Genomic DNA, 23067 nt, shown 5'->3' with positions numbered 1-23067 from the left:
GGAGAGAGGCGCTCAGCCGACGCTAGCGCCGTAGGTTTCGCGGCCCCAGGCGGGAGCGGGCGCCGCCTCAGGCTCCTGGCTCACCTCACGCGACACCACGGTGGAGGCAGAGGGCTCTTCGCTGGCAGCGGTGGTCACGGTGACGCAGCTGGGAGCGAACAGGAAGATGCTTTCGCCCACACGCTCTTGATGGCCGTCGATGGCGAAGGTGCCACCGGCCACGAAATCCACGGCACGCTGGGCCTGATCCGGCTCCATCATCGTGAGGTTGAGGATCACGGTCTTGCGCTCGCGCAGGGCCTGGATGGCGCGGGGCATCTCGTCGAAGCTGCGGGGCTCCATCAGGGTCACTTCCGCCGCTGAGGAGGAGATGCCCGGCATGCCGATCACATTGCTGCCGGCAAAGGGATCAACGCTGTCGAAATCGCTGGTGAGAGCCAGAGCGCCGGGGCTGGTGGTGCTGCTGGTTTCCGGCACATCGCCGTGGTCGTAATCGAGCTCGTCGTCGTAGCCGTCGAGGTAGTCGTCACCGGAGACAACTGCACGCAGGCGGGAGAGCAACGACACCGTGAAACCTCGGTCTTGGCACTGGAACCTAGATAGCGTCCCACGCCGGCGCTGACAAGGGTTTCGGGCCGAAGAGGGCCGAGCCGATACGAACCCAGCTGCTACCAGCCGCTGCGGCCTCACGCCAATCGCCGCTCATGCCCATCGACAGCTGCTCCAGCCCCAGCTCCCGGGCCAAGGCAGCGCAGTCGTGAAACAGGCTCTGGCGCTCGGCTGCATCCAGCCCCAGGGGCGCCATCGTCATCAAGCCCACCAGCTGCAGCGCGGGCAATGCCTGCAGCTGAGGCCAGGCCTGGCGCAGCGCTTCGGGCTCGAAACCACCCTTGGCCGGATCCGGGCGCAGCTTCACCTGCAGCAGCACCTTCGGGCTGACGCCCTCCTCCTGCGCGATCCGAGCCACTCGCTCGGCCAGGGGCAGGGAATCCACCGAATGCAACCAGGCAAAGCGCTGCAGCACTGGCCGCACCTTGTTGGCCTGCAATCGACCGATGAAATGCCAATCGAGCCCCGGCAGGTCCGCCAACTCATCTTGCTTGGGGGCAGCTTCCTGAAGACGGCTCTCGCCGAAGCTGCGTTGCCCCAAGCCGGCCAACTCGCGGATGGCGGCGGCCGGGTGGCCCTTGCTCACAGCCAGCAACTGGGTGGAGGCCGGCAGCTGGGCGCGGATCGCGGCCAATCGCTCGGCGGCGGACTCAGGCACCACCGGCGATCAAATGAAGGTTTGATCGAACAGTTGACGCCAGCGCGCATGGGCTTGCGGCCCTTCCCGGCGGGCACGGGCGAGGTTTTGCTCCGCGAGGTGCCGCGCATCCATCAACGGAATCACCTCAAATTGAGCGCCGCGCTCCTGCAGGGTCACCACAAAAAACATGCGCTGGGCATAGAGCGTCGCGTAGAGATCACGCCCCTCAGCCACCTCGGCCACGCGGTAGAGCAACCCGAAGGTGGGGTGGTTGAGATAACGCTCTGTGCTCACGCAGCGCTCAATCGGTCTGTACCGACGGTGACCAAATCAGACGTCACCGTACCTCCACCGCAAACCGAGCAAGAGAACAAGCCCCAGCGCGGCAAACCATTGCAGCGCTGGCTTGGGCAGGGGATCGCGCAACAACTGAGCCGGAGCAATCCAGCGCCCGCCCTTGGCCATCAGCGCTTCAGCGCCCTGCTCAGCCCGCAACAACACATTCGCCAGCAGGCGCTCACCCAGAGCAAGCACCAGGGCGAGCGACCCCTGCAGACCCAGTTGGCGCAGGTTCACCGAGCGGGTGGCCACCGAGCGCAGCAGGTTCTGAAATTCCTCCTGGACCAGCGGCAGAAAGCGCAGCGACAGCAGCAAGGTGAACCCCAAGCGCTCCACCGGCACCCCCAGCCGCGCCAGGGGTGCGATGCACCAGCTCAAGCCCCACACCAACGCTTCCGGCGGCGTGGTGAGCAAGAGCAGATTGGCGCTGTGAATCACGGTGAACAGCAACGTGGCGCTGTTGAGCCCCAAGGCCGCGGAGCGGCGTGTGATCACCAGGGGGCCAAGGGGAACGGGCCCCAGTTGCACCGGCCCCCACCGCAACAACTCCCAGCGCATCCCCTGATCAGCAGGGGCCAGCCGGATCTCCTGCGGCGGCCGGTTCTGGGGCACCGCAGCGGCACCACCAGCGGGCAGAAGCGTGGCGAGCAGTCCCACCAGCAGCGACAACACCAGCAGCAACGGCAGGGTGCGGCGCCAGATCCGCCAGGACAGGCCGCTACAGGCGGTGACCAGCAGCAACAGACCCACCAGGGCCAGCCGCCACCAAGGACCCGCCAGGATCGGCGTGAGCAGGAAGGCCACGGTCCAGGCGAGCTTCAGCCGCGGATCAAGATCACGCAGCCAGCTGCCGGTGCCATCGACGTATTGGCCGATGGGGATTTGCCGTAACCAATCCATCAGGCGCGCACCGCCAGAGCCTTCGGCCCCATGGCCTCAGCGGCCGCGAGCCTGCTGTTTGGCCAGATCGCGCTCGGCATCGCGTTGCTGCTTGCCGCGCCAGAACAGCTTGAGCGGTGAACCTTCAAAGCCCAAGCCTTCACGGATCTGCCGTTCCACGTAGCGACGGTAGGTGTCGCCGAACAGCTTCGGGTCGTTCACGAACAGGGTGAAGCTCGGCGGACGCGTGGCCACCTGGGTGCCGTAGTAAATGCGGCCCTGACGGCCGCCGCGGCTGGTGGGGGGAGAACGCCAGCTCACGGCCTCCTGGAGAACTTCGTTCACCACCGAGGTGCTCACCCGGCGGCGGTGCTGCTCCACCGCCACGGCCGCAATCGCAAAGATGCTCTGCACCCGTTGGCCGCTCAAGGCCGAGGTGAACAACATCGGCGCCCAATCGAGGAAATAGAGCTTGGCGCGCAGCTCCTTTTCCATCGCCGGCATGGTGTGGGAGTCCTTTTCAATGGCATCCCATTTGTTCACCACCACCACGCAGGCGCGGCCGTCTTCTTCAATGCGGCCTGCGAGGCGCTGATCCTGCTCGGTCACGCCATCGAGCACATCGATCACGAGCACGCACACATCGGAGCGCTCAATCGCCTTAAAGCTGCGATTGATCCCGAAAAATTCAGGGCCGTAGTTCACCGAACGCTTGCGGCGAATGCCGGCGGTGTCGAGGATTTTCCAGGTATGGCCCTCGCGCTCGATCGTGGTGTCAATCGTGTCGCGGGTGGTGCCACGAATCGGGCTCACGATCGCCCGCTTCTCGCCGCAGATCGCATTGAGCAAGCTGGATTTACCCACGTTGGGGCGGCCAATGATCGCCAGCTGAATGGGCTCCTCACCGGTGAGTTCCTCGGTGGGAGGCAGGTGATCCACCAGCTTGTCGAGCAAATCACCGGTACCGGCGCCATGGATCGCCGAAATCGGATAGGGCTCACCCAGGCCAAGGCTCCAGAACTCGGCGGCCATCGACAGGCCCGCCTCCGGCGATTCGCACTTATTCACCGCCAGCAGCACTGGCACGTTGTGGCCGCGCAACCATTCGGCGATGGATTCATCAGCGGCGGTGAGCCCCTGCTGGCCATCGGCGATCACCACCGCCACGGAGGCCTCCGAGAGGGCCAAGTTGGCCTGCTCGCGGATTTCGGGCAGGAACTCGCTGTCGTCGTCGAACACCAGGCCACCGGTGTCGACAACCTTGAAGTGGCGATCACGCCAGTAGCCGTCTTGATAGGTGCGGTCCCGGGTTACGCCGGGCTCGTCGTGCACGATCGCCTCACGGCTCTTACAGAGACGATTCACCAGGGTGGATTTGCCCACGTTGGGGCGGCCAATGATGGCAACGACCGGCAGAGCCAAGCGGGTATCACAACAACTGTCGTGACTTGACCCTACAGGCCGGCGGAAGCGAAAAACTTTCTGCCGTCGCAGGATGCGACACGTCGAGTCTCGCTAGCAGAAGGGTGTTCTGAGCCCCGCCCCTGCGGCGGCCTGCCTCGATGGTGGAACTGATCGCCGCAATCGTGGTCGACCTCTCCGACCAGAAGCTCTACGTCTACAACCCCCAGCAGGAGCTGGTGCGCACGGTGCTGGTGAGCACCGGGAAAGCCACCACGCCCACACCGATGGGCAATGGCCAGGTGTACACGAAGCACCGCAGCGTCACCATGCGCGGCCGCACCTATGTGGTGCCCAACGTGCCTTACACGATGTGCATTACCGAAAACGAACTGATCTGCCTGCATGGCGCTCCCTGGCAGGAAGCGGCCGGGCAGCGCTTTGGTGTCGCCCGCAGCAGTGGCTGCATCCGGATCCCCAGCCCCCACGCCCGCTGGCTGTTCGAGAACACCCCCATCGGCACCCCGGTCACGATCCAGGCCTGAACGGCTTCAACTGATGGGCAAATCGCCCGGGTGGCCCGCCACCGGATCGGCGGGCTGCTCCCGCAGCTCCGGCAGCGGACCGCTCTCCGGCAACGGCTCACCCCGCTGGGCCAGGTGCGCCAGCAGCCAATTCACGGCGGTGGCCCGGCGCGTGCGGCGCGGGTAGAGCTGGCCGATGCGATACCCGCCGAAGCCAAGCTGCTCCTTGAGTAACTGCTTGTGCTCTTTCGGGATGGAGCGCGTGAGCGCCACCGAGGGCGGCCGTTCGGCAATGAATTGTGGTTCGATCGGAAACGACTCCCGCCAGCCGGCTTCCGTAGCCGGGCCCGCGCTCCAGCGGCCGGAGCCGTTTGGCTCATAACCCAGGCGCGGCCAGATCAGTTCACACACGAAGCGGTCGCTGGTGCGATCGGCCAGCACCGCTTCCAGCAGCGCCCGGCTTAGGGGGAAGGGCACAGGAGCGGTGGCGGCTTCGGCGGGGGGCATCGGCCTGGAGTCCGACAATCGGATCACCATGATCACCGCCCTACCTCCTCTCCAGCTCGCTGGCCGCGGCACCGCCCGCCAGCTGCGCTGCCGCGTGCTGCAGTCGCCCCTGGCGGGGGTGAGCGATCGCATCTTCCGGGGCCTGGTGCGGCGCTGGGCACCGGATGCGCTGCTGTTCACCGAAATGGTGAATGCCACCAGCCTCGAGCTGGGCCATGGCCTGATCAAGGTGGAGGAGCTGGCCAGCGAGCCCGGCCCGATCGGCGTGCAGCTGTTTGATCACCGCCCGGCCGCCATGGCCGATGCGGCCCGCCGCGCCGAGGCCGCCGGCGCCTTCCTGATCGACATCAACATGGGCTGCCCGGTGAAGAAGATCGCCAAAAAGGGTGGCGGCAGCGGCCTGATCCGCGACCCCAGCCTGGCGGCCCGGATCGTGGAAGCCGTGGCCGCAGCCGTGGCCATTCCCGTGACGGTGAAAACACGCCTGGGCTGGTGCGGCAGCAGCCTCGATCCAGTGGGCTGGTGCCGCGAGCTCGAGGATGCTGGCGCCCAGCTGCTCACCCTGCACGGCCGCACGCGCGAGCAGGGCTTCAAGGGCCAGGCCGATTGGGATGCGATCGCCGCCGTGAAGCAGGCGCTGCAGATCCCCGTGATCGCCAACGGCGATGTGAACTCCGCCGACGACGCCCTGCGCTGCCTGGCCCACACCGGCGCCGATGGCGTGATGGTGGGCCGCGGCGCGATGGGCGCCCCCTGGCTGGTGGGCCAGATCGACGCCGCCCTCAGCGGCCGGCCCGTACCGCCCAGCCCCGGCGCCCTCGAGCGGATCCAGCTGGCCAGCGAGCAACTGCAGGCGCTGGTGGCTGCCCGCGGCGACCACGGCCTGCTGATCGCTCGCAAACACATGAGCTGGACCTGCACCGGCTTCAGCGGAGCGCCGCAGCTTCGCCACGCCCTGATGCGCGCTCCCACCCCCGCAGACGCCCTAGCGTTGCTCCATCACGCCGCGACCCAGCTGGGATGACTGCGGAGCTGTGGCTCCCCTGGCTGGCCCTGCTGTGGCCCCTGTGGCTGAGCCGCCGGCCTGAGGCCCGTTGCCCGCTGTGGATGCGGCGCAGCCTGCTGATGCTGCTCGGGCTGCTCAGCCTGAGCTATCTGCACTGGCGCGTCACAGACAGTCTCAACCTGAGCTCTGCGCTGGCCGCGGCCCTGAGCGTGCTGTTGCTGCTGGCCGAGGGCTGGCTGCTGCTCAGCGGGCTGTTGCCGTTGCTGCTCGCTTGGCGGCGTTTCAGCGATGGCCGCCCTGAAGCAGATGCGGCCCAGGCCCAGTGGCAGGCCAGCAGCTGGCGGCCCACGGTGGACGTGCTGATCCCCACCTGCGGCGAACCCCTGCCGGTGTTGGAGCGCTGCCTGCGGGCCTGCAGCCAGCTGAGCTATCCGCACAAGCAGCTGTGGGTGCTTGATGACGGCGGCCGCGCCGAGGTGGCTGAACTGGCCGCCCACTACGGCGCCGGCTACCAGCACCGGCCGCAGCGGAGCCACGCCAAGGCCGGCAACCTCAACGCCGGGCTGCCGCTGGGCAGCGGCGAGCTGGTGGCGGTGTTCGACGCTGATTTCGTGCCCCAACAGCACTTTCTCGAGCGCACGATCGGCCTGTTGCTCGATCCGCAGGTGGCGCTGGTGCAAACCCCCCAGCACTTCTTCAATGCCGATCCGGTGATGCGCAACCTGGCCATGGAGGCCTGGCTGCTGCCGGATGAGGAGAGCTTCTACCGCTGGATCGAGCCGGTGCGCAGCGGCTGGGATGCGGTGGTGTGCGCCGGCACCAGCTTCCTGGTGCGCCGCGCCGCCCTGGAAGACGTGGGCGGCTTCGTGGAGCAGGCCATCTCGGAAGACCTAGTCACCGGCATGGTGCTCGCCTCCCGGGGCTGGAAGCTTCGCTACCTCGGCGAAAAGCTGAGCGCCGGCCTGGCCGCGGAAACCATGCTGGATTTCGTGCGCCAGCGGCAGCGCTGGGCCTCCGGCACCCTGCAGGCCCTGCGGCTGCGGCAAGGCCCGCTGCGGCTGCGGGGGCTGCGCTGGGGCCAGCGCCTGGCCTATCTGGAAGGGGCGCTGCACTGGTTCAACACCGTGCCGAGGCTGCTGTTGCTGCTGATGCCCCTGTGCATCGGGCTGCTGGGGATCTCGCCGATCCGGCTCACCACCACAGCGGTGCTCGGCCTCCTGGCGCCCCTGTGGATCGCCCTGCTGCTCAGCACCGGCTGGCTCAACCGCGGCAGCCGCCATGCCCTGCTGGCGGATTTGCCGGGCTGGGCCCTGGCCGTGCCCCTGGCCGCCACGGTGCTTGCCAGCCTCTGGGGCCGGGTGCAGCCGTTTCGGATCACCCCCAAACACCGCGAACAAGGCCAGGGAGGCATCGCGCCGGTGCTGGCGTTACCGCTGCTGGTGCTGCTGGGCCTCAATGGCCTCAACCTGTTCTGGATCCTGCGTTCTCTGGCCTCAAACGGCAGCAGCAGCGCCGGCGCCTGGCTGGGATTCCTCTGGGGCAGCCTCACCCTGCTGGGTTTGCTGGTGGCCCTGCGGGCCTGCCACGACCCTGCCGCCGGCGACCCCACCCCCTGGCTGGCACTCGCCCTGCCGGCCACGCTTCATGCACGGGATCCCCAGGGCCAGCTGCATCACTGTTTGGCCCCGATCGAAGCCCTGAGCGAACGGGGCGCATGGCTGCGCAGCCCAACCGATCTCGGCGAGGGCTGGAGCCTCGAGTGCCTGCAGATCCACGCCCTCAACGGCATGGAGCTGCCGCTTGAACCGCACCAGTCGCTGCCAACGGGGAACCGCCTGCTGCTGTGGAGCACCCGCGAGGCCGCCAAGCCGGCGCGCGAGCGCTTCATCCAGTGGCTCTACAGCCGCCCCCAGGGCTGGCCCGAGCGGCAGGCACCACCGGAATGGCGCGCTCTGGGAGCGTTGCTGGCCCGGCTGATCAGGCCAACTCCGGTGCCCCGCTTGAGCCTGGTGCCGCAGCAGCTGGAGCATCCGCCGGCTCGGGGCAAACGCGGTTCTGAAAGTCGCAGCGGTAAATCGCCGGCTTCTGCCAGCTGAGCGGGATCTCGAGCAAGTCGCGGCTGCCGGTGATCGCCTGCACCGCCAGCAGCACCATGATCAAGAGGTTGCTGGCGATATGCAGGCGGCGCCAACGCAGGTGGCGCGTGATCTCGGGGCGGGCCGCCATGTTGAACAGCAGCAGCCCCGTGAGCAGCACGCCGCTCCAGTAGTGGGAACTCCAGAAGGCACCGCTGAGGGGGTTATCGGAGAGCCGCCAGATCTCCGCCTGACTGCCCAATCCCAACAACCCCGCCCAGGTGAGCAGGGTGAAGCTGGCCCGCAGCGCCGGTTGCTTCACCTTGAGCAAGGCCAGCAACGCCACGAGGGTGCCAGCGGCCACCAGCATCAGCAGGGCAAGGCGCGCCGCACCACCGGCGAACACAGCCCCCGGCTCCACGGCCTTGCTGATGAAGGAATAGACGAGCGCGATCAAGACCGCCACCACGACCCCGGCGGTGAGCCAGCGGCCGTGATCAGCGTGCTCGCGCGGCACCGGCGCCGGCTGCTTGGTGATGCCCAGGCGCTTTTCCCGCACCAGGATGCCGAGCCGGATCGTGGCCCCCACCACCGGATACACAAACAGGATCACCAGCACCGGGTGGAGCAGGGAGAACCAATCGATCGGAGTCATCGCGGCGCCTCCTTCAGGGCAACACCGCCGGCCAGCCCTGGCGGATCAACAAGAGCGAAAAATAGGGCTGCTCAGCTGCGCTGACCGCCGCCGCCCTGGCCACCAGCTGATCGGGCCAGCCCACCCGCTGGGCAAACAGGCTCTGCTCCAGCAGGCCTCGTTCCGCGAGCAGCGGCTGCACCCAACTCCAGCGGTGCCCCAGTTTCAGCAACGCCAACACGGCTCCAGCGGCAGAGGCCTGCTCGAGCAGCAGCTCAAACTCCGCCGAAGTTTCAGGGGTGGGACGGATCCAGAGCGGTTCCTGCTGTAAGGCCAACGGCCAGGGCATGCCCAAGCTGGAGGCTGCAGCGGCGGCGGCGGCCGCGGCCGTAATGCCGGGGATCACCCGAATGGGCAGCTCCGGGTGCTGCTCTGCCAGGGCCAAGAGCACGTATGAACAGCTGGCGTAGAGGGAGCTATCGCCCTCGCATAGCAACACCACCCGTTGGCCAGCCCGCACCTCAGCGGCCAACGCCGCGGCCGCCGCATGCCAGGCCTCCCGGCGTGGCTCCGCTTCCGCCACCATCGGGAAGAGCAACGGCAACCGCCTCTGATCGGGCCCAATCCAGGGGCCGGCGATGCGCGCAGCCATGCCGTCAGCATCGAGGCGCGTCACCGGATAGGCCACCACGCCAGCCGCTTCGATCGCCCTCACCGCTGCCACGGTGAGCAGCTCAGGGTCACCAGGGCCTACCCCCACCAGCGTGAGACCCGCCGCCGCTAGTTCAGAAGCTGGAAGGTGATCCAAACAACAGGGGAGACGGACAGCCGCCTTTCTAGGCTGCAACCACAGGCGGCATGACCCGATGAGTCATCTGCAGATCTTTCCGGCCAGCGGCAGCCACCCGCTCCCCAGCTTTGCCAGCAACGACCCAGCCCTCATCGCTGCCGAGCTAGCGGAACGGGGCATCGGCTTTGAACGCTGGCCGGCCCACCAGCCATTGCCGGCAGGCGCCAATGCCGATGCCGTGCTGGCCGCCTACGCCGCTGAGATCGCGCGGGTGCAGTCGCGAGGCACTTACCCCACCGTGGATGCGATCCGGATGTTGCCGGATCATCCCGATCGCGAAGCGCTGCGCCAGAAGTTTCTGGCCGAACACACCCACGCTGAAGACGAAGTGCGCTTCTTCGTGGAAGGCCAGGGCCTGTTTTGCCTGCACATCGGCAACGAGGTGCTGCAGGTGCTCTGCACAGCCGACGACTGGATCAGCGTTCCCGCCGGCACCAAACACTGGTTCGACATGGGCAGCGCCCCGCAGTTCTGCGCCATCCGCTTTTTCGACAACCCCGAAGGCTGGGTGGCGCAGTTCACCGGTGATGCGATCGCCGAGCGCTATCCCCTGCTCACCTAACGCCGGCCGCCGCCCATCTGCTCCCGTTCACCTGAAACACCCTGGAACTTCCCCACCTCCTCATCTGGCACAAAACGTTTGACCATGCAATGGTGAATCCATCGAGAGAAACCACGCTCCGATTCACCTTAGCCATCCGAAAACGGAAACCATGACCAAGAAAGAAAACCCTGATCACAACCCACAAACTCTCAACCTCACCAACGAAGAGCTCGAGGCCGCAACCGGAGGCGCCGGCGAATTGGGAGAGCTCCTCAACGAGTATTTCAAAGAACACGGGATTGATCCCCATTCAGAGGAGTACCGCAAAGAAGTCGAGGAGTCTTTAAAACAAAAGAGAGGCGCAGGAAGCCAGACTGTATTCAGCTGAGATCTGCAACCCATTCCAAGCCTGCAAAGCCCGCCCCAGCAGCGGGCTTTTGTTTTGAGCTTTTCCACCAGACATTCCCCGAAACCTCACCGGCCATTCATCTGGTTCCCCGAACTCAGCCCTGCGATGGTGACGCCATCGAGAGGAACACACCTCCGATCTCACACCCACCACCCCACAGGGCTAACAGCATGACGATCAACACCAGCGAACTGAACACCCCATCCATCCAAATCCCCTTCCAACTCTCAGACGACCAACTCAGCGGAATCACTGGCGGGAAGCGGCGAGGCGCCAACCGTGGCGGGCGCAACAACAAGCCCAAGAGCAACGTCACATGGATCGCACCCGTCTTCTTTGGAAATCCGCAGATCCCGCAACCCTCGCCCAGCCCTGACATCAACGATCTCTTGGATCCTTCCAAGCTGCCGATCCAGCTCTAAAAATGCTGCACTGATTGGCAGCCAGACGGATTATCAGACGGCTCCAGCATTCCCAAAATGAAACGGAAGTTGCAATGAGCAAAACGGTTTCTTGATCAGCCTTGGCGAAGATCTGAAGCAGCCGTGATGTCACAACCGGTCTTGGTGGTGGGAGCAGGGCCGGTGGGCCTCACCCTGGCGCTGGCCCTGCGTCAGCAGGACATCGCCGTTCGGGTGGTGGAACGGATGGAGAAGCCCACTGAGCTCTCCAAGGCCCTGGTGATCTGGCCGCGGACCCTGGAGTTGTTCGATCTTCAGGGCTGCGTCGAGCCCTTCTTGAAGGCTGGGATTCAGGGCCACGGAGCCCGGATCCAGGCCGGTCAAAACCTGCTGGCGGCGGTCTCCTTTTCCAAGGTGCAGAGCGCATTCCCCTACGCCTTGATGATTCCCCAGAACCGCACGGAGGCGGTTCTGACCCAGTTGCTGGCGGAGCGGGGCGTGACGGTGGAACGCCAGGTGGAACTCAGCCGCTTCACCGCATCAGACGACGGCGTGACGGCTGAACTCAGCCGGGCGGATGGCAGCAAGGAAACGTACCAGTACAGCTCTGCACGCCCTCGCGTCCGAAACACCCACGGCCAAATCCAAAGCCCATGGCCACACTGAATTTGGGGAGGCCGGGCCATGACCGATGACATCTTTGGAGGTTCGACCCCGAAAGGAAACGTGGTTTGGGTTCCCACAGCGCTCCCTGCCCTGGCGACAACACTGCTGGATCCTTCTACTGGTGTTGATCCCGATTAGGAAATTGTTCACTTTTTTGCGTGGAACCTGCCAGGCCTCCCTTCTTCATCAGAAGTCGCAAGCCAATGCCAGATGCCTCTCGATCACGTCGCCGACGTGCGCGCCTCAAAGTAGTCAACCCAAGATCTGCTGGAATTGATATTGGGAGTCGATTCCATGTTGTTGCCATACCCACAGAGCTCGATGACGAGCCACTGCGTAAGTTTCTGAGCTTTACCAGCGACCTGAAGCGAATGGTCGAGTGGTTACTCGCTGTCAACATCACGACCGTAGCGATGGAGTCGACCGGAATCTATTGGGTCCCTTTATACGAAATACTTGTGGCTAACGGCATTGAAGTCTTTTTGGTCAATGCTCGTCACGCCAAAAATATACCAGGCAGAAAGACTGATATCAATGATGCGCAATGGCTCCAACAGCTCCACAGCTATGGCCTTGTTCGAGCAAGCTTTCAGCCTGATCCCTGTATTGCAAAGCTCAGGGCCTATTTTCGGCAGAGAGACGTCCTAGTGCGCTATCGCTCCTCGCATCAGCAACACATCCAAAAAGCCCTGATGCAGATGAATCTGCAATTGCATCACGTGGTAAAAGACATCACTGGTCTGACGGCTCGCAGGATCATTGATGCCATTCTCTCTGGTGAACGAGATCCCAAAAAGCTTGCTGCACTGCGTGACCGACGCTGCAAAGAGTCTGTGGAGACTATTGCTGCTGCCCTTGATGGAAACTATCAAGAAGAGCACCTATTTGAACTCAAAGTCGCTGTCGAGATGTTCGATGTTTACTCGGCAAAGATCCAGGAGTGCGAACTGGCTGGGCAGTCAGTGCTCCAAGAGCTGGCTGGAGATGACTACGTTGAACCCGAGAGACAAGCTAGCGACAGTCGAATCAAGGGAAATGGCTTCTCGTTTAATCCTCAAGAACTGATTAAATCACTCGCAGGCCACGACCTATTGGCTCTTCCTGGCCTTGGCCCCGCGACGGTGATTACCTTGATCAGTGAGTGTGGTCTCGACATGACACGCTGGCCAAGCGCCAAGCATTTCGTCTCCTGGCTTGGGTTGAGCCCGCAAAACAAGATATCCGGAGGGCGTGTGCTGTCCTCACGCACAAGACAGGGAACAACAAGGGCCGGAAGTGCCTTTTGGATGGCAGCAGTTCCACTCAGTAGGACAAGCACGGCGCTGGGTGCATTTCAGCGACGGTTGTCTGCGCGAGTGGGCAAAAGCAAGGCTTTGATTGCCACGGCACGAAAGCTGGCCATTCTTTACTACAAGACCATTAGATATGGCATGGAATTTCAAGAACACGGAGATTTGGCTTACCAGCAGGCATCTCGCGAACGTCAAATCCATGGTCTGGAAAGACGTGCAAAAGCACTGGGTTACCAACTGGTTGCTACCGGCTGATAGGCGGAGATCCCTGATGGCCGTGGGTGTTTCTTAGGAACGATGGAGTGCGGTTACTTGCTGGGCTGTGATGGTGCCCACAGCGTTGTGCGCCATCAGCTGGGTCTGGCCTACAGCGGCGAAACCCTGGAATCGAATTGGGTTCTGGCGGACGTCAAGCTTGATGGCCCTGCAGCCTCCGACCAGATCGCCGTGGTCTGGAATCCCGAGGGGATCCTGGCCCTGTTTCCGATCGTCGGAGACCGTTTTCGCATCATTGGCGATGTCTCGGGGACGGAGGCGGCCGACCCCAGCCTGGAGCAGGTCCAAAGGCTGGTGGTGCAGCGCTTGGGATCGGGCTTCCGTGCGCACGATCCGATCTGGCTCAGTCATTTTCGAATCAATGAGCGCAAGGTTGATCGCTACAACGTCGGGCGGGTCTTTTTGGCAGGGGATGCGGCCCACATCCACAGCCCAGCTGGGGGCCAGGGGATGAACACCGGGATGCAAGACGCGTTCAACCTGGCTTGGAAGTTGGCCCTGGTGCTGCAGGGCAAGGCGGGGCCGCAGCTGCTGGAGACCTATTCCCCGGAACGCAGCGGGATTGGCGATCGGGTGCTGCGCAATGCCGGAGTTTTGACGCGGGTTGCTCTGGTGCGGCAGCCCCTGCTGCGTCGTCTGCGGAATCTGGCGTTCACGAATTTGGGCCGCAGTCGTCGTTTCCAACGCCGCCTGGTGGAGCAGCTCTGCGAGACCGATCTGCACTACCGCGGCAGCGCCCTCGCTCCCGTGCTCGGCCGATCAGGAGGCGGACTGAGGCCCGGCGAGCGCACGCCGGATCTGCCTTGCCAGGGCCCCAATGGCCAGACCCGTTTGCACGCACTTCTGCGCTCAGGTCGCTTCGTGTTGTTGTCCATTGGCGCGCCCCTGCCGCCGATTGAGACTGACCTTGCCGGCAATTGGCTGGCCACGGCTAGTGCAGAGCCCCAGCTGGGTTATGTCGCTGGCCAGACCTATCTGATCAGGCCGGACGCTTATCTCTGCAGTTGCACCCCCAGCGCAGAGCAGGAGCGCCTTGTGGCCCTGTGGGATCAGTGGCGCTGAGGCAGTGAACTGATCAGCGTGTTTGGACCCCAACCGAATGCATGCGCACGTCTTGAGGATCAGCCAGGTCCCCTGTCAAGGCAAGGGTTTCCACCGCCGCCAATTCCTGGAGCCGCGCCACCGTGGCCTCACGGCCAAAGCGCTCTTCGCACAAACACCAATAGAGGCCGAAGTGGTGCAACTCCGTTGCACGGGAACAGACTTTAGAACCGTGTGGCGCAGATGTGGCAGCGGTGAACCCGCTGAACCAAAACGAAGTAGTTCGCTCACCTGCCCAAGTAAAGACAGAAGTGGTTCGGCTCACCACTGTCTGTTCGGTTGGACAACTGGATCCCTGCCGCGGGGATTGCCGTCACGAGGTCTCGCCTGACGAACCACTGACGACCCACTTCCCGATCCCTGACCGCTTCAAAACAAACCCCAACCGCTCCTCCCTGCTGTTCCAACCGTGCAAGGTCGAGTTGCTCACCCCCAGCACCTTGGCGAGAGTGGAGGTCGTAAGGATGTAGCCCTCAGTCGCCGCCTCCTTGAGAAGGCGATAGGGCGCCAGCGGATCCTCCCTGGGCGGAGGTGCCACAACCTTCACCGCCTCGGTCACCGCCTCCGCCAAGGATCGCACCACCCTCTCCTGCGCCGGGGCAATGGTCAGGTGAACAGTGTCAGTCGTATGTCCGACGTCAATCGTCTGTCCGTCGTCCGTCAGTCGGCCAACCACTGCCGCCTCAAGGTCCTTGAGCCCGAACCCCTGAGAGATATGCCAGTGGGCGGCGTCCAACGTGAAGACGTCCTGCGTAGCGAAGAAGGTGCGGTTAGCTCTCTTGGATCCAGTCACACCGACCGCACCCATGCGGACATAGAGGGTCTGCTTGGAGATGGCATACCGAGCACAGGCCGCCTTCACCCCAAGCTCTTGAGTGGGCAATGGGGGGAGCCCGCTACTCACGGGGTCATAGGGCGGCAATGAGACACGGCTACTAACCATCAGTCGTCCGTCAGTCAGGTGTCACCCATTGGTATCAAGAACGCCTTGGGACACTGACGTCCCAGCGCCTCCGCCTTGATCCCAGGCACGCCCGACTTGGCCGACGGCTAAAGCTGGAGCCCGTGAGCCCAAGGGGAGTCGTGATGGACAGTCGCCTGCTGAGGGTGGACGACGGAGCCACGTCGCCGCCCAGGAGACCACGGGTGGACACTTTTTTCTGACTTAGTTCCTTTTCTTTCCGGCTTTTTTGAGAAACCAGTTTTTACACGCAAAGCAAGTAAAGCGTGGAGAAGTAAGGAACTCCCTAAAAGTGTGGGCCACTAGGAACTAACTCAGGAAAAAGTGTCCACCACTGGTGTCCTCGTACAGGTCCAGCAGTCTGACCAGCGCCGCAGCCAGGGTCGTCGTCCCCTCCTGCTCCTTCACGTGGACCAGCCGCTGGAGATCTCGCTCGTCCAGACCCAGCTTCACCACCTTCCGTCCTTCGACCTTCACTTCACGGCCCTCCTCAGCTCTCGTCGTCCGGTCTTTCCGTTGTGGGTGACTTTCCACTCACCCGTCTCAACCAGGTGCCTCACCAGCGCCTTCGCCAGCTTCGACGAACAGTCCAGCGCCTGTGCGAGTTCCTCACGGGTGGTGCCTTCCAACTCGTCCGGTGGGAGCAACTTCGTGACCTCGTCAAACAGCTTTTCATCAGCAACCACCAGCCACTCGGTGCTCTGCTGGCGGTCCTCCCACAGCAGGCGACTGACCCACTCGGGTTTGTCCGCCCAGCTCGGGAGGCTCGCCGACCGTCTCCGAGCCTTCTCGAGTGTGGGAGCCGCTGGGCCCTCACTCCTCGGCCTTCCCTGTGAGACCGTCTCCAGCCTCACCCAGCCCTTCTCAAGCCAAGCCTGTGTGACTCGTCTCCAGAAGTCGAGTAGGAGCCGACCGTCCTCGTGTGACGACCAGCCAACTCCGTGCTTCTCTTCGAGCTCCAGCCTGACTGCCCAGGTGTGGGTGTTCGGCCAGACCTGGCGCCACTTCTCTCGTGGGCGAAAGCCTTCCGCACTGCGCCACTCAAACAGCAGGCCAAAAGCCTGCTTCTCAACACCCCCTCTGAGGGTCGCTTCTTTGAAGTGCTTGTAAGCGTTTCCAGTCACAGCTGGCACTCTATACCTTAGCTAAGTGTTGCTTCTAAGGTCGTAAAGTACTCCAGAAGTTCTGAAAGATAGAACTTCAGTGGCTTGACCTTCTCGCTGAACAGTTCCCTGAAGTCCTCCTTCGTCTCCACGCCATTGTTCTCCCAGTCGAGGGCGTCAAAGAGGCCTGAGTTCAGCTGATAGAGCCTATAGGGGACGTCGCTGGGCCATCCGACTTGTTCCTCTAGTCGCGAGAGGGACGCCAGACGGCCAAACTTCGTGTTCTTGACTCGTTCGATTGTCGCTGCGCTGAGTGCCACGTTACTCTCTCCCGTCTTTCTTGTTCGACCTCACTGAAGAGGCCTGATTGCTATGAACTAGTTTAGTCAATATCGAGACTTGATCACCCTTATTAGGCCGATATTGCTCCGCATCCGACCCGCCTCTCCCAGTCGGTCAGCGGCGGTGCATCCAGATTCTCTGGGTTCCGCCACTCGCCCACTGGGTGATCCCATCGCCCCTCCTCGACTGTCGTCAGGAAATTCCAGCAGGCCTCGCTGCTGTAGCCACCACGGAATCGGCGAGTCTGCTCACTCCCCTCCTGCACAGCCAGCAGACCATTACTCACGGAAGTGCGCTCGCCGAAGAACTGAAGCCTGTATCGCTGATCGCCTTGTTTGTGGGTGTACACCCCCTGTGTCTCAAGGGTGTGATGTAGTTGGTAGCCGTCCACTCGATCGACTCGGTTGAACGAGAGTCTTACCTCGCCCGAATTCGTCATCTCTGTCAGGCGAGCTGAACAGTCCGTCGCGTACGACCTGGTTTCTTCTCAGATTCCTCCTGAACCCACTCCGCCTTACGCCGTTCGCTCTCCTTCCTCAGCTCCCACTGACGCCGTCTGTCCGTGTTGGTGGTGTAGAAAGCGTGCCAGTCCTGCCCCTCTCGGGAGTTCTCGGTCACTCTGACCAGCTCGAAACCACCCAACTGACCACTGCTGATCGTTGTGTAGACGTCATTGAGGGCTGCCCCTCCCAGCCTGTTCGGGGAGAAAGTCTCGACCGAACCGCATCGGAATCGAACGTAGCCAAGGAGTTGTCCGTTGCTTCCCAAAATCTTGTAACTTCCGTCCTCCATCGCTTCATCTCAGCACTGAGTCTTACGGTTTTACCCGGCCCCTCAGATGTAGGCAGCACCTAATCGGACGTCCTGGCTCACATCGCCCGCCTCCGCCAGCGCGATCGCTGCGTCCAAGTATTTCAGTGCACCCAACCCATCCTTCCGGCGGTGGAGTTTGTACTGCTCCATGAGGAGCACGTACTGCCGGTCATCTCGCCCCCTACTCTCTACCTCACGTTTCATCTGAAACCTCCTAAATTCCTGATCTAGTCTCTAACCTACGACGTCCTCAGATCTGTAGAAATAGGGGGGCTGGAGCCAGTTCTCGAGGCTGGCCACATCTTGCCCTGTCTGTCGCCTAAATGGTAGCCACGGCTCTTCTCCTCACCTCGATGTAGCTGTATGCCCAATTCTCATCCGCCGGGATCACAAGAACGACGGCTGAACACAGTGGCATAGCTTCGTCATTCTCACGAGCAAGGGCGTGAGCAACGATCGACTGACGGTAGCCGGCGAACTTCAACCGGAGCACCTTCCCGAAGTCCGAATCGACCCACCTCTCATCGATCGGGAATCGCAGCGGGAGATCCCACAACGCCACTTCTTCAAGACGACCACTCGCCTCGTCGAAGACCAGAAGCTGATCGCCTTGAATGAAGTTCCTGTTGATGAGATGCGGGCGCTCGGTTAGGGCGACGTTCAGCGCCTGACCCCACGTCCTCTTCGCCTCTGCCATCCGTATCATCAGCTCTTCCTCCTCATCGTCTTCACCTCCGAGGATCTCGTCGATGAGTCTTTCGAATTCCAAGTCTTCCACGCTCATGACCGTCGCTGCTGCCGGCGCTTTTTGGCTGCAGATTCGCTCTCCTCAAGCCGCTCTCTCAGTGGTTTGAGATTCGCCCTCTCCTTCAGCTGCATGAGCACGTGCGCCGTGTTGGTGCTGTCGACCTCCTGCTTGCCGTTGTTGGTCCCGTCGTCTTCGTCGGTGTTGAGGAGGCTTTCGGCCAACTCCTCACCCTGCTTCAAGCTCTTCCATGCCATCTCAGCTGTCTCCAAGTAATGATTGAGTGAGTGTGTTCAGGACGAGTTCCCAGCACCCGTCCGCTGTGTTTGGTGGTGTCAAGCCCCTGGAGCGCAGCCACGACTCGGTCTTCTCCCGCTGGACGTAGCCCTCCCAGCCACCATTCCGTTTCGCCCTGGCCGCTTCCAAGTTCGGTGATCTGAACACTGTGACCTCACACCGACTTCAGGAGAGTGGTGAGTTCCGAGGTTGCGTACGAGTCCTCAGGGTTCTCAACCAGGCGCTCTGCCGCTGCTGCGAGGGGCTCGGAGAGGTACATCTGACTCAGGGCGAAGCGACGCTCCTGAGTGATCAGGGTGGTGTAGAGGGAGACCAGATCCTTGTAGTCCCGTGGGGCTCCGTTCTGCCGGACCTCCTCGACGTACTCGCCGAGCTCCTCCAGTGTCCTATCGAGGCGGCGCTGGAGGCTCACCAGCTTCGCTTCAGTTGGGCTACTCACGGGAGTTCCTCCTTCAGGTACTGGGTCAGGGCGAGATTCACAGCATCACTCTGAGTGAATTTCTTCCTCCGACGGAGTGGTCCCTCGACCTGTTCGGCCTGTCTGAGGGCGACCAGCCTGTCGAGTTGTCGTGCCATGTGTTCACTCACCTTGGCGCTTACGACCGTGTCTCGTGTTCTCAATTCTCTCAGGTAAATGGTGTACCTCCAGTTCTTACCCGGGCTTTGCCGGATAAGCGCTCATTCCTTCGAATAAGACACCAGGCCTTGAGCCAGTTCGCCGAACTGGGCTAGGGCCCAGTGTTCGAGAGATGCCACTACTGAGTTAAGTCCTAACAGGAGCGAGTGCTCCTCTCAGCCACACACCAAGGAGGTTTCCAGTGGCACCTCTCTTCGAACAAGAAGCTTTTGTTCGGGACCTTAAGGAGCATCGACTGTGGTCGCTTGAGTGGGTTTCCGAGAACGGAGTCGAAGGACCCTTCACCTACGCCGTCCTGCGTAAGCGAGAGGGTGGCGGTTACGAACAACTCGGCGAGTTTAAGACGGCTACACAGGCCTTCGAGGCTCGTCGTCAGCTCGTCGCTGAGCGTGGCGACCCCAAGTTCTTTCTCCGTTGTCGGAGAGTCCCCCAGTTCGTCGAGAAGGTCGGTCCCAACCACCCCGATAGCCGGGAGGATCTCGATCGTTGGAGGGATGCTGCTCGTACGGGTGACCCCAGCCTCATCACTGATGACGAACGACCTGCCTTCACCAGTTGGGTGAGCCGTCAGGACATCCCGTTCTGACTACGATGAAATCGCCCGTCTGGCGCCGTGTTGGCCACAACCAGTGGGTTGTTCTGGGGACTGATCTGGCCCTGATCTACTGCCCAGTCAACTGTCACTTCTTGGCATTTAGAGGGGGTCGTCCCCTCTTTCAGGTCCTCACCCTCGAGGAGGCCACCCAGTACCTCACCGATCGTGTCCTGTGTGGGGAGCTGGAGTCGTGAGGACCATCGTCGAGACCCTCACGGAGCTCTCCCGTCCGGTCGATCGTCGTCACGTCAGGACTCGCCGCCAGGGAGGTAGGGAGATCTCCTATCTCCCCTGGCCGGTGATTTGTCGGTGTCTCCACCACCGGGCTCCGGGTTGGTCCTGGACTCTGGTCTCTGTGTCTGAGATCGGCGAGTGGGTCTCTGTCACTGGTCGTCTCACAGTCCCCTGTTCGGATGGTGTTCTCTCGTGGGATGCCGTGGCCTCCGAGCCACTGAGTCACGCTGGTTTCGCTCCACCGATTGAGACGGCCGCCTCCTCGGCTCTGAGGCGTGCTGCTGGTCTCTGTCTTCTTGGGCTAGAGCTCTGGGAGATCGACTGACCTTTAGATCACTGCCAAGCCCAACAGAGCGAGCTGAGAGGCTATTTCTTTTCCGTCCAGTGAGGCCCACAGGTACTTCGGTATCTGTCGGCTTCTCTGGTACTTGGCCATGCCTGTTGGGTTCGATATGTGGCCAGTAGACAGACAGATTCTCTTCCTGTGTAAGGCCTTGGCCCCTTTCCTGGCTCCTGCCAACACTTTCTCCCTGTTCTTTGGGTCATGAAGGCCGACTCCCATCTCCACTGTCTTCTTGGCTGCCAGGCTGGCCGCTCCTGGGGCGTGAATACCGACTCTCAGCTCTGTTGTTCTATGTCCTCCCCTCCTTCTCATTTCGGGTATGTGGGCTCCAACTCCTCTCTCGGCTGATGTCAGACCGCCTATACGGCCTCCCTCTACCACCTTCTGACGTTTCGCCGGGTCATGTACTCCAGTCCTCAGCTCAACCGTCTTCAGCCCACCCTTTCGACTGACGCCCGGAGCGTGGGCTCCAACCTTCATCTTGATCCCAGCACTGCCTCCTTGTCGGTTGCCTTCTCGGACTCTGTCTTTGTTACTTGAGTCGTATACACCAACTCCTTTCTCGTATGTGGCCTGTCCGCCTGCCTTAGCTCCTATCACTGACCACTTCTCAAGGAGGTCATAGAGCTCGAACCAGTTCTCACATAAGAAGCCCTCCCTGTCCAAGAAGTCTCTGACATCTGACGAGAAAACACAACAACGTCCGAAGTCCTCTGACTGGTACAGGTCGTGTATCAGGTGATGTCCTCTCACAAGAGGGACTGTCTGAGTTCCACCCATACAGCTCGGTATTGGGCTGTGAGCCTGGTTCCACTCGTAATCGGGGTCTCCTGGAGCCAACAAGTCTTTCTCGTACAAGCGGAGTACGTGACCGAGGTAGTGTGTGCTTTTCAAGTCGTTCTCTTCTTTTTAACAGTTTAGCGAAACTTGGCTCTGGAGTTGTACGGCGGGTGAGCCACCAGAGGCTTCTCCGTGGCCACCAGAGGCGCCGAAGTTGAGGTGGTGAGGGTTACTGCGCCCCAGCCACCGAGCGCTCCTTTGCGTCTAACTGGTGGACACTTCTCTCTGACTTAGTTCCATTTCTTTCCGGCTTTTTTGAGTAAACACTTCTCTCCACGAAGACAGGCAAACATGGGGGAAGTTTGTAGTCGTCCCTAAGAGGTGGTGAGCCGTTAAAAACTCTCGCAACTTTTGGACCTAAATCAACACCCGACCTGGTTCGTTCTCTGACTTTCGTAAGCGGACCACCACCCAGGTGGTGGCCTGTTTACGCTTTTTCTAAAAAGGTGTCCTAAGGAAGAAAGCCGCCCGAAGGCGGCCTCTCTTACCTAAGTGCTCCCACTCCGTAGTCGGTTGGTAGCGCCAACGAGTTGAGTGCTGTTAGCAGCCCCGCCTCCTCTGTCGGTGGTGCTGTTGGCTCGTCCTCAACCAGCTGCTGACTCGTTTCGCCAGTGACTTCCTCAAACAGTGCGAGGTGGACTTCACGTACGAAGTCCTCGTAGTTGAGGTCCTTGTAGGCCGTCTCAACGTGGTGGAAGCCGTCGTCTTCGTCCCACAGTTCGTACAGCTGCTCAAGGAGTGGGCGGACGCCCCTCAGTAGGGCTTGTGCCTGTTTGGGGGTGACTGCCGGAACTTTGTAGGTTCGCTCCTTCAGTCCGTCCCTGACTCTCTGGAGTCGTGCTGGCTGGACCCAGTGCGGTGGTGCCACGTCGTAGAGCGCTGGTAGCCGAGAGGGTCGGCGTTGTCCCAGTGCTTTGAGCGCCACTTCTACCGAGGTGTAGCCCAGGTCCTCAGCCTTTGCGTCAAGGCTGGCACTTCTCCTCGCAGCTTTGAGGACTGCTTTAAGTGCGTTTGTGGAGTTCAGTCCCGTCGGACTCGCTCCAAGCTCCACAGCCACGTCGCACAACGTCTCGGCGACTGCTGCGGCTTGTTCGAGAGCTTTGAAGCCCTCTCTGTAGTGTGTGTACACGTTGTCAAGTTGCGGTGTTAGGAGAGCCGTGCCCACCGCTGAGCTGACCCTCCGTAGTTAGTACAGCTGCGCCTGCTGGAGGTAAACCAGTTTTCTGAGAAGCGTAAGTTGACCACCAGGCCGGTGGTGGTCTGTTTACGTTTTTCTAGAAAGAAGTCCTAAGGTCTAACAGCACTTCGTTTGTCCTGAAGCCACCTGGCGTGGGACTTTGCTGTTGGAAGTGCGAAGGTCCGCTTGAAGTTCTTCTCAAGTACTCGTTCCGCTTCGGTCTCCACACAGTAGGAGTTGCCTTTCCACGGCTCCCTCCAACAGGCTTCGAGCCACTCTCTCTCGTTCTCTCGAACCACGTTCTTTCTCCCTCACAAGGAGTTTTACCTAGAGCTAGTTTAGCGACCCTCCAGTCTCTGAAACCACTCACGAACTGGACCAAGGCCCTGTGTTCTTTTCCCTCAAAACACTGTGTAGTACCAACAGGTGGCAACCGCCGCCGAACTAGGACCCAACCGAGGACCACACGTGACCAAACCCGTCGACTTGACCACTCTCAACTTGTGTTCTGAGCTGGCCAAGAAAGCCCTTAAGACCTCCGTTCAGAACTTCGAACAGCAGGCCCTGGACGCAGGCAAGAGAGGCGAGTACCACTCCGCCGAGCTCTACAAGCAGTGGGCTTGGGCTCAGGACTTGGCGGTACACACCGTCTCCAACGCCCTGTTCGCCCTCTTCTGTGAGGCGTCTGAGCGGGGTGACTTCGCGGTGCCAGCGCTTCGCCTGGTCGAGAGGACTGAGTTCCCGCGCACGGAGGAGGACCGCCGACTGGACGACCTTCAGGTGGAGCTCAACTCCGCTCAGCCCTCCCTAGACCCTGCGTAGTCGTA

The 23067-nt window shown here is 62.0% G+C and carries 27 protein-coding genes; 10 read left to right on the top strand and 17 right to left on the bottom strand.

Features of this window, described 5'->3' with window-relative positions; genetic code table 11:
• Positions 1-12: 12 nt before the first annotated feature.
• Genes CB0101_RS11580 through der form a run of 5 tightly spaced genes read right to left on the bottom strand, consistent with a single transcriptional unit; the run spans position 13 to position 3889 of the window.
• Positions 13-567 carry a cell division protein SepF gene (locus tag CB0101_RS11580; RefSeq protein ID WP_010311247.1) on the bottom strand — a complete coding sequence of 185 codons (555 nt, stop codon included), beginning with the start codon at positions 565-567 and terminating at the stop codon, positions 13-15.
• 28 nt (positions 568-595) lie between these two features.
• The gene (locus tag CB0101_RS11575; RefSeq protein WP_010311249.1) at positions 596-1270 is read right to left on the bottom strand and encodes a YggS family pyridoxal phosphate-dependent enzyme; all 675 of its coding nucleotides are present in this window, start codon (positions 1268-1270) and stop codon (positions 596-598) included.
• 6 nt (positions 1271-1276) lie between these two features.
• Positions 1277-1543 carry a PipX family protein gene (locus tag CB0101_RS11570; protein ID WP_010311251.1) on the bottom strand — a complete coding sequence of 89 codons (267 nt, stop codon included), beginning with the start codon at positions 1541-1543 and terminating at the stop codon, positions 1277-1279.
• 36 nt (positions 1544-1579) lie between these two features.
• Positions 1580-2488 carry a CbiQ family ECF transporter T component gene (locus tag CB0101_RS11565; protein ID WP_010311252.1) on the bottom strand — a complete coding sequence of 303 codons (909 nt, stop codon included), beginning with the start codon at positions 2486-2488 and terminating at the stop codon, positions 1580-1582.
• Between the two features lie 36 nt (positions 2489-2524).
• A complete protein-coding gene (gene der, locus CB0101_RS11560; RefSeq protein ID WP_010311254.1) occupies positions 2525-3889 on the bottom strand; it encodes a ribosome biogenesis GTPase Der in 1365 nt (454 codons plus the stop codon).
• A gap of 140 nt (positions 3890-4029) precedes the next feature.
• On the opposite strand from der, the gene CB0101_RS11555 reads away from it, so the two are divergent.
• The gene (locus CB0101_RS11555) at positions 4030-4413 is read left to right on the top strand and encodes a L,D-transpeptidase (protein ID WP_010311256.1); all 384 of its coding nucleotides are present in this window, start codon (positions 4030-4032) and stop codon (positions 4411-4413) included.
• A 6-nt stretch (positions 4414-4419) separates the two neighbouring features.
• Here the strand turns inward: CB0101_RS11555 and CB0101_RS11550 are convergent, their stop codons facing one another.
• Complete coding sequence (locus tag CB0101_RS11550) at positions 4420-4899, bottom strand: DUF1823 family protein (RefSeq protein ID WP_010311259.1); 480 nt, start codon at positions 4897-4899, stop codon at positions 4420-4422.
• 28 nt (positions 4900-4927) lie between these two features.
• Between CB0101_RS11550 and dusB the strand changes: the two genes are divergently transcribed.
• Together dusB and CB0101_RS11540 are read left to right on the top strand one after the other, a co-directional pair.
• Positions 4928-5923, top strand: coding sequence for a tRNA dihydrouridine synthase DusB (gene dusB, locus CB0101_RS11545; protein WP_010311261.1), 996 nt, complete (start codon positions 4928-4930; stop codon positions 5921-5923).
• Positions 5920-8001, top strand: a complete 2082-nt coding sequence (locus CB0101_RS11540; RefSeq protein WP_010311263.1) for a glycosyltransferase — start codon at positions 5920-5922, stop codon at positions 7999-8001. The genes dusB and CB0101_RS11540 overlap by 4 nt, the downstream gene beginning before the upstream one ends.
• Here the strand turns inward: CB0101_RS11540 and CB0101_RS11535 are convergent.
• The gene (locus CB0101_RS11535) at positions 7883-8635 is read right to left on the bottom strand and encodes a DUF4079 domain-containing protein (protein ID WP_029553113.1); all 753 of its coding nucleotides are present in this window, start codon (positions 8633-8635) and stop codon (positions 7883-7885) included. The two genes, CB0101_RS11540 and CB0101_RS11535, sit on opposite strands and share 119 nt — an antisense overlap.
• 13 nt (positions 8636-8648) lie before the next feature.
• Positions 8649-9374 (bottom strand): precorrin-2 C(20)-methyltransferase, encoded by a 726-nt coding sequence (locus CB0101_RS11530; protein ID WP_010311265.1) that lies wholly within the window; start codon positions 9372-9374, stop codon positions 8649-8651.
• Between the two features lie 106 nt (positions 9375-9480).
• Between CB0101_RS11530 and CB0101_RS11525 the strand changes: the two genes are divergently transcribed.
• From CB0101_RS11525 to CB0101_RS11500, 6 genes are all read left to right on the top strand, one after another.
• Complete coding sequence (locus CB0101_RS11525; protein ID WP_010311267.1) at positions 9481-10026, top strand: acireductone dioxygenase; 546 nt, start codon at positions 9481-9483, stop codon at positions 10024-10026.
• A 151-nt stretch (positions 10027-10177) separates the two neighbouring features.
• Entirely contained in the window at positions 10178-10396 is a 219-nt protein-coding gene (locus CB0101_RS11520; RefSeq protein WP_136644111.1) for a hypothetical protein, read from the top strand.
• A 191-nt stretch (positions 10397-10587) separates the two neighbouring features.
• Entirely contained in the window at positions 10588-10839 is a 252-nt protein-coding gene (locus CB0101_RS11515; RefSeq protein WP_010311270.1) for a hypothetical protein, read from the top strand.
• A 126-nt stretch (positions 10840-10965) separates the two neighbouring features.
• Positions 10966-11484 carry an NAD(P)/FAD-dependent oxidoreductase gene (locus CB0101_RS11510; RefSeq protein ID WP_010311272.1) on the top strand — a complete coding sequence of 173 codons (519 nt, stop codon included), beginning with the start codon at positions 10966-10968 and terminating at the stop codon, positions 11482-11484.
• A gap of 203 nt (positions 11485-11687) precedes the next feature.
• Positions 11688-13031 (top strand): IS110 family transposase, encoded by a 1344-nt coding sequence (locus tag CB0101_RS11505; RefSeq protein WP_071778158.1) that lies wholly within the window; start codon positions 11688-11690, stop codon positions 13029-13031.
• Positions 13032-13073: 42 nt separating this feature from the next.
• The gene (locus CB0101_RS11500; protein WP_010311276.1) at positions 13074-14114 is read left to right on the top strand and encodes an FAD-dependent monooxygenase; all 1041 of its coding nucleotides are present in this window, start codon (positions 13074-13076) and stop codon (positions 14112-14114) included.
• A gap of 352 nt (positions 14115-14466) precedes the next feature.
• On the opposite strand, the gene CB0101_RS11490 is transcribed toward CB0101_RS11500, so the two are convergent.
• The 9 genes from CB0101_RS11490 to CB0101_RS11455 form a co-directional block, all read right to left on the bottom strand.
• Positions 14467-15015 carry a hypothetical protein gene (locus tag CB0101_RS11490; protein WP_010311279.1) on the bottom strand — a complete coding sequence of 183 codons (549 nt, stop codon included), beginning with the start codon at positions 15013-15015 and terminating at the stop codon, positions 14467-14469.
• 408 nt (positions 15016-15423) lie between these two features.
• Positions 15424-15591 carry a hypothetical protein gene (locus CB0101_RS15450; RefSeq protein WP_010311280.1) on the bottom strand — a complete coding sequence of 56 codons (168 nt, stop codon included), beginning with the start codon at positions 15589-15591 and terminating at the stop codon, positions 15424-15426.
• Positions 15588-16238 carry a hypothetical protein gene (locus CB0101_RS11485; RefSeq protein ID WP_029553116.1) on the bottom strand — a complete coding sequence of 217 codons (651 nt, stop codon included), beginning with the start codon at positions 16236-16238 and terminating at the stop codon, positions 15588-15590. The genes CB0101_RS15450 and CB0101_RS11485 overlap by 4 nt, the downstream gene beginning before the upstream one ends.
• Positions 16239-16255: 17 nt before the next feature.
• Positions 16256-16537 carry a hypothetical protein gene (locus CB0101_RS11480; RefSeq protein ID WP_010311286.1) on the bottom strand — a complete coding sequence of 94 codons (282 nt, stop codon included), beginning with the start codon at positions 16535-16537 and terminating at the stop codon, positions 16256-16258.
• A gap of 1154 nt (positions 16538-17691) precedes the next feature.
• Complete coding sequence (locus CB0101_RS11475; RefSeq protein WP_010311294.1) at positions 17692-18156, bottom strand: hypothetical protein; 465 nt, start codon at positions 18154-18156, stop codon at positions 17692-17694.
• Positions 18153-18389 carry a hypothetical protein gene (locus CB0101_RS11470; protein ID WP_010311295.1) on the bottom strand — a complete coding sequence of 79 codons (237 nt, stop codon included), beginning with the start codon at positions 18387-18389 and terminating at the stop codon, positions 18153-18155. Before CB0101_RS11470 ends, CB0101_RS11475 begins: the two co-directional genes overlap by 4 nt.
• Before the next feature lie 179 nt (positions 18390-18568).
• On the bottom strand, positions 18569-18826 hold the full coding sequence (locus CB0101_RS11465) for a hypothetical protein (protein WP_010311297.1): 258 nt from the start codon (positions 18824-18826) through the stop codon (positions 18569-18571).
• 1382 nt (positions 18827-20208) lie between these two features.
• The gene (locus tag CB0101_RS11460) at positions 20209-21003 is read right to left on the bottom strand and encodes a hypothetical protein (protein ID WP_136644110.1); all 795 of its coding nucleotides are present in this window, start codon (positions 21001-21003) and stop codon (positions 20209-20211) included.
• A 544-nt stretch (positions 21004-21547) separates the two neighbouring features.
• Complete coding sequence (locus tag CB0101_RS11455; protein ID WP_010311308.1) at positions 21548-22228, bottom strand: hypothetical protein; 681 nt, start codon at positions 22226-22228, stop codon at positions 21548-21550.
• Positions 22229-22708: 480 nt separating this feature from the next.
• Between CB0101_RS11455 and CB0101_RS11450 the strand changes: the two genes are divergently transcribed.
• Positions 22709-23062, top strand: coding sequence for a hypothetical protein (locus CB0101_RS11450; protein WP_010311310.1), 354 nt, complete (start codon positions 22709-22711; stop codon positions 23060-23062).
• The last annotated feature ends 5 nt before the right edge of the window (positions 23063-23067 follow it).

The organism is Synechococcus sp. CB0101, assembly GCF_000179235.2.
In the GTDB taxonomy this organism is placed as follows: domain Bacteria; phylum Cyanobacteriota; class Cyanobacteriia; order PCC-6307; family Cyanobiaceae; genus Vulcanococcus.
Note: the sequence above shows the minus strand (reverse complement) of the source record. Positions and strands in the feature narration are given on the sequence as shown.

Excerpts from the sequence above, each read along its gene's own strand:
- CB0101_RS11520 (WP_136644111.1), top strand. The coding sequence starts at position 10,178 with ATGACCAAGAAAGAAAACCCTGATCACAACCCACAAACTCTCAACCTC.
- CB0101_RS11510 (WP_010311272.1), top strand. The coding sequence starts at position 10,966 with ATGTCACAACCGGTCTTGGTGGTGGGAGCAGGGCCGGTGGGCCTCACC.
- CB0101_RS11460 (WP_136644110.1), bottom strand. The coding sequence starts at position 21,003 with ATGGGTGGAACTCAGACAGTCCCTCTTGTGAGAGGACATCACCTGATA.
- dusB (WP_010311261.1), top strand. The coding sequence starts at position 4,928 with ATGATCACCGCCCTACCTCCTCTCCAGCTCGCTGGCCGCGGCACCGCC.
- CB0101_RS11555 (WP_010311256.1), top strand. The coding sequence starts at position 4,030 with ATGGTGGAACTGATCGCCGCAATCGTGGTCGACCTCTCCGACCAGAAG.
- CB0101_RS11515 (WP_010311270.1), top strand. The coding sequence starts at position 10,588 with ATGACGATCAACACCAGCGAACTGAACACCCCATCCATCCAAATCCCC.
- CB0101_RS11550 (WP_010311259.1), bottom strand. The coding sequence starts at position 4,899 with ATGCCCCCCGCCGAAGCCGCCACCGCTCCTGTGCCCTTCCCCCTAAGC.
- CB0101_RS11535 (WP_029553113.1), bottom strand. The coding sequence starts at position 8,635 with ATGACTCCGATCGATTGGTTCTCCCTGCTCCACCCGGTGCTGGTGATC.
- CB0101_RS11500 (WP_010311276.1), top strand. The coding sequence starts at position 13,074 with ATGGAGTGCGGTTACTTGCTGGGCTGTGATGGTGCCCACAGCGTTGTG.
- CB0101_RS11505 (WP_071778158.1), top strand. The coding sequence starts at position 11,688 with ATGCCAGATGCCTCTCGATCACGTCGCCGACGTGCGCGCCTCAAAGTA.
- CB0101_RS11525 (WP_010311267.1), top strand. The coding sequence starts at position 9,481 with ATGAGTCATCTGCAGATCTTTCCGGCCAGCGGCAGCCACCCGCTCCCC.
- CB0101_RS11475 (WP_010311294.1), bottom strand. The coding sequence starts at position 18,156 with ATGAGCGTGGAAGACTTGGAATTCGAAAGACTCATCGACGAGATCCTC.
- CB0101_RS11540 (WP_010311263.1), top strand. The coding sequence starts at position 5,920 with ATGACTGCGGAGCTGTGGCTCCCCTGGCTGGCCCTGCTGTGGCCCCTG.
- CB0101_RS11565 (WP_010311252.1), bottom strand. The coding sequence starts at position 2,488 with ATGGATTGGTTACGGCAAATCCCCATCGGCCAATACGTCGATGGCACC.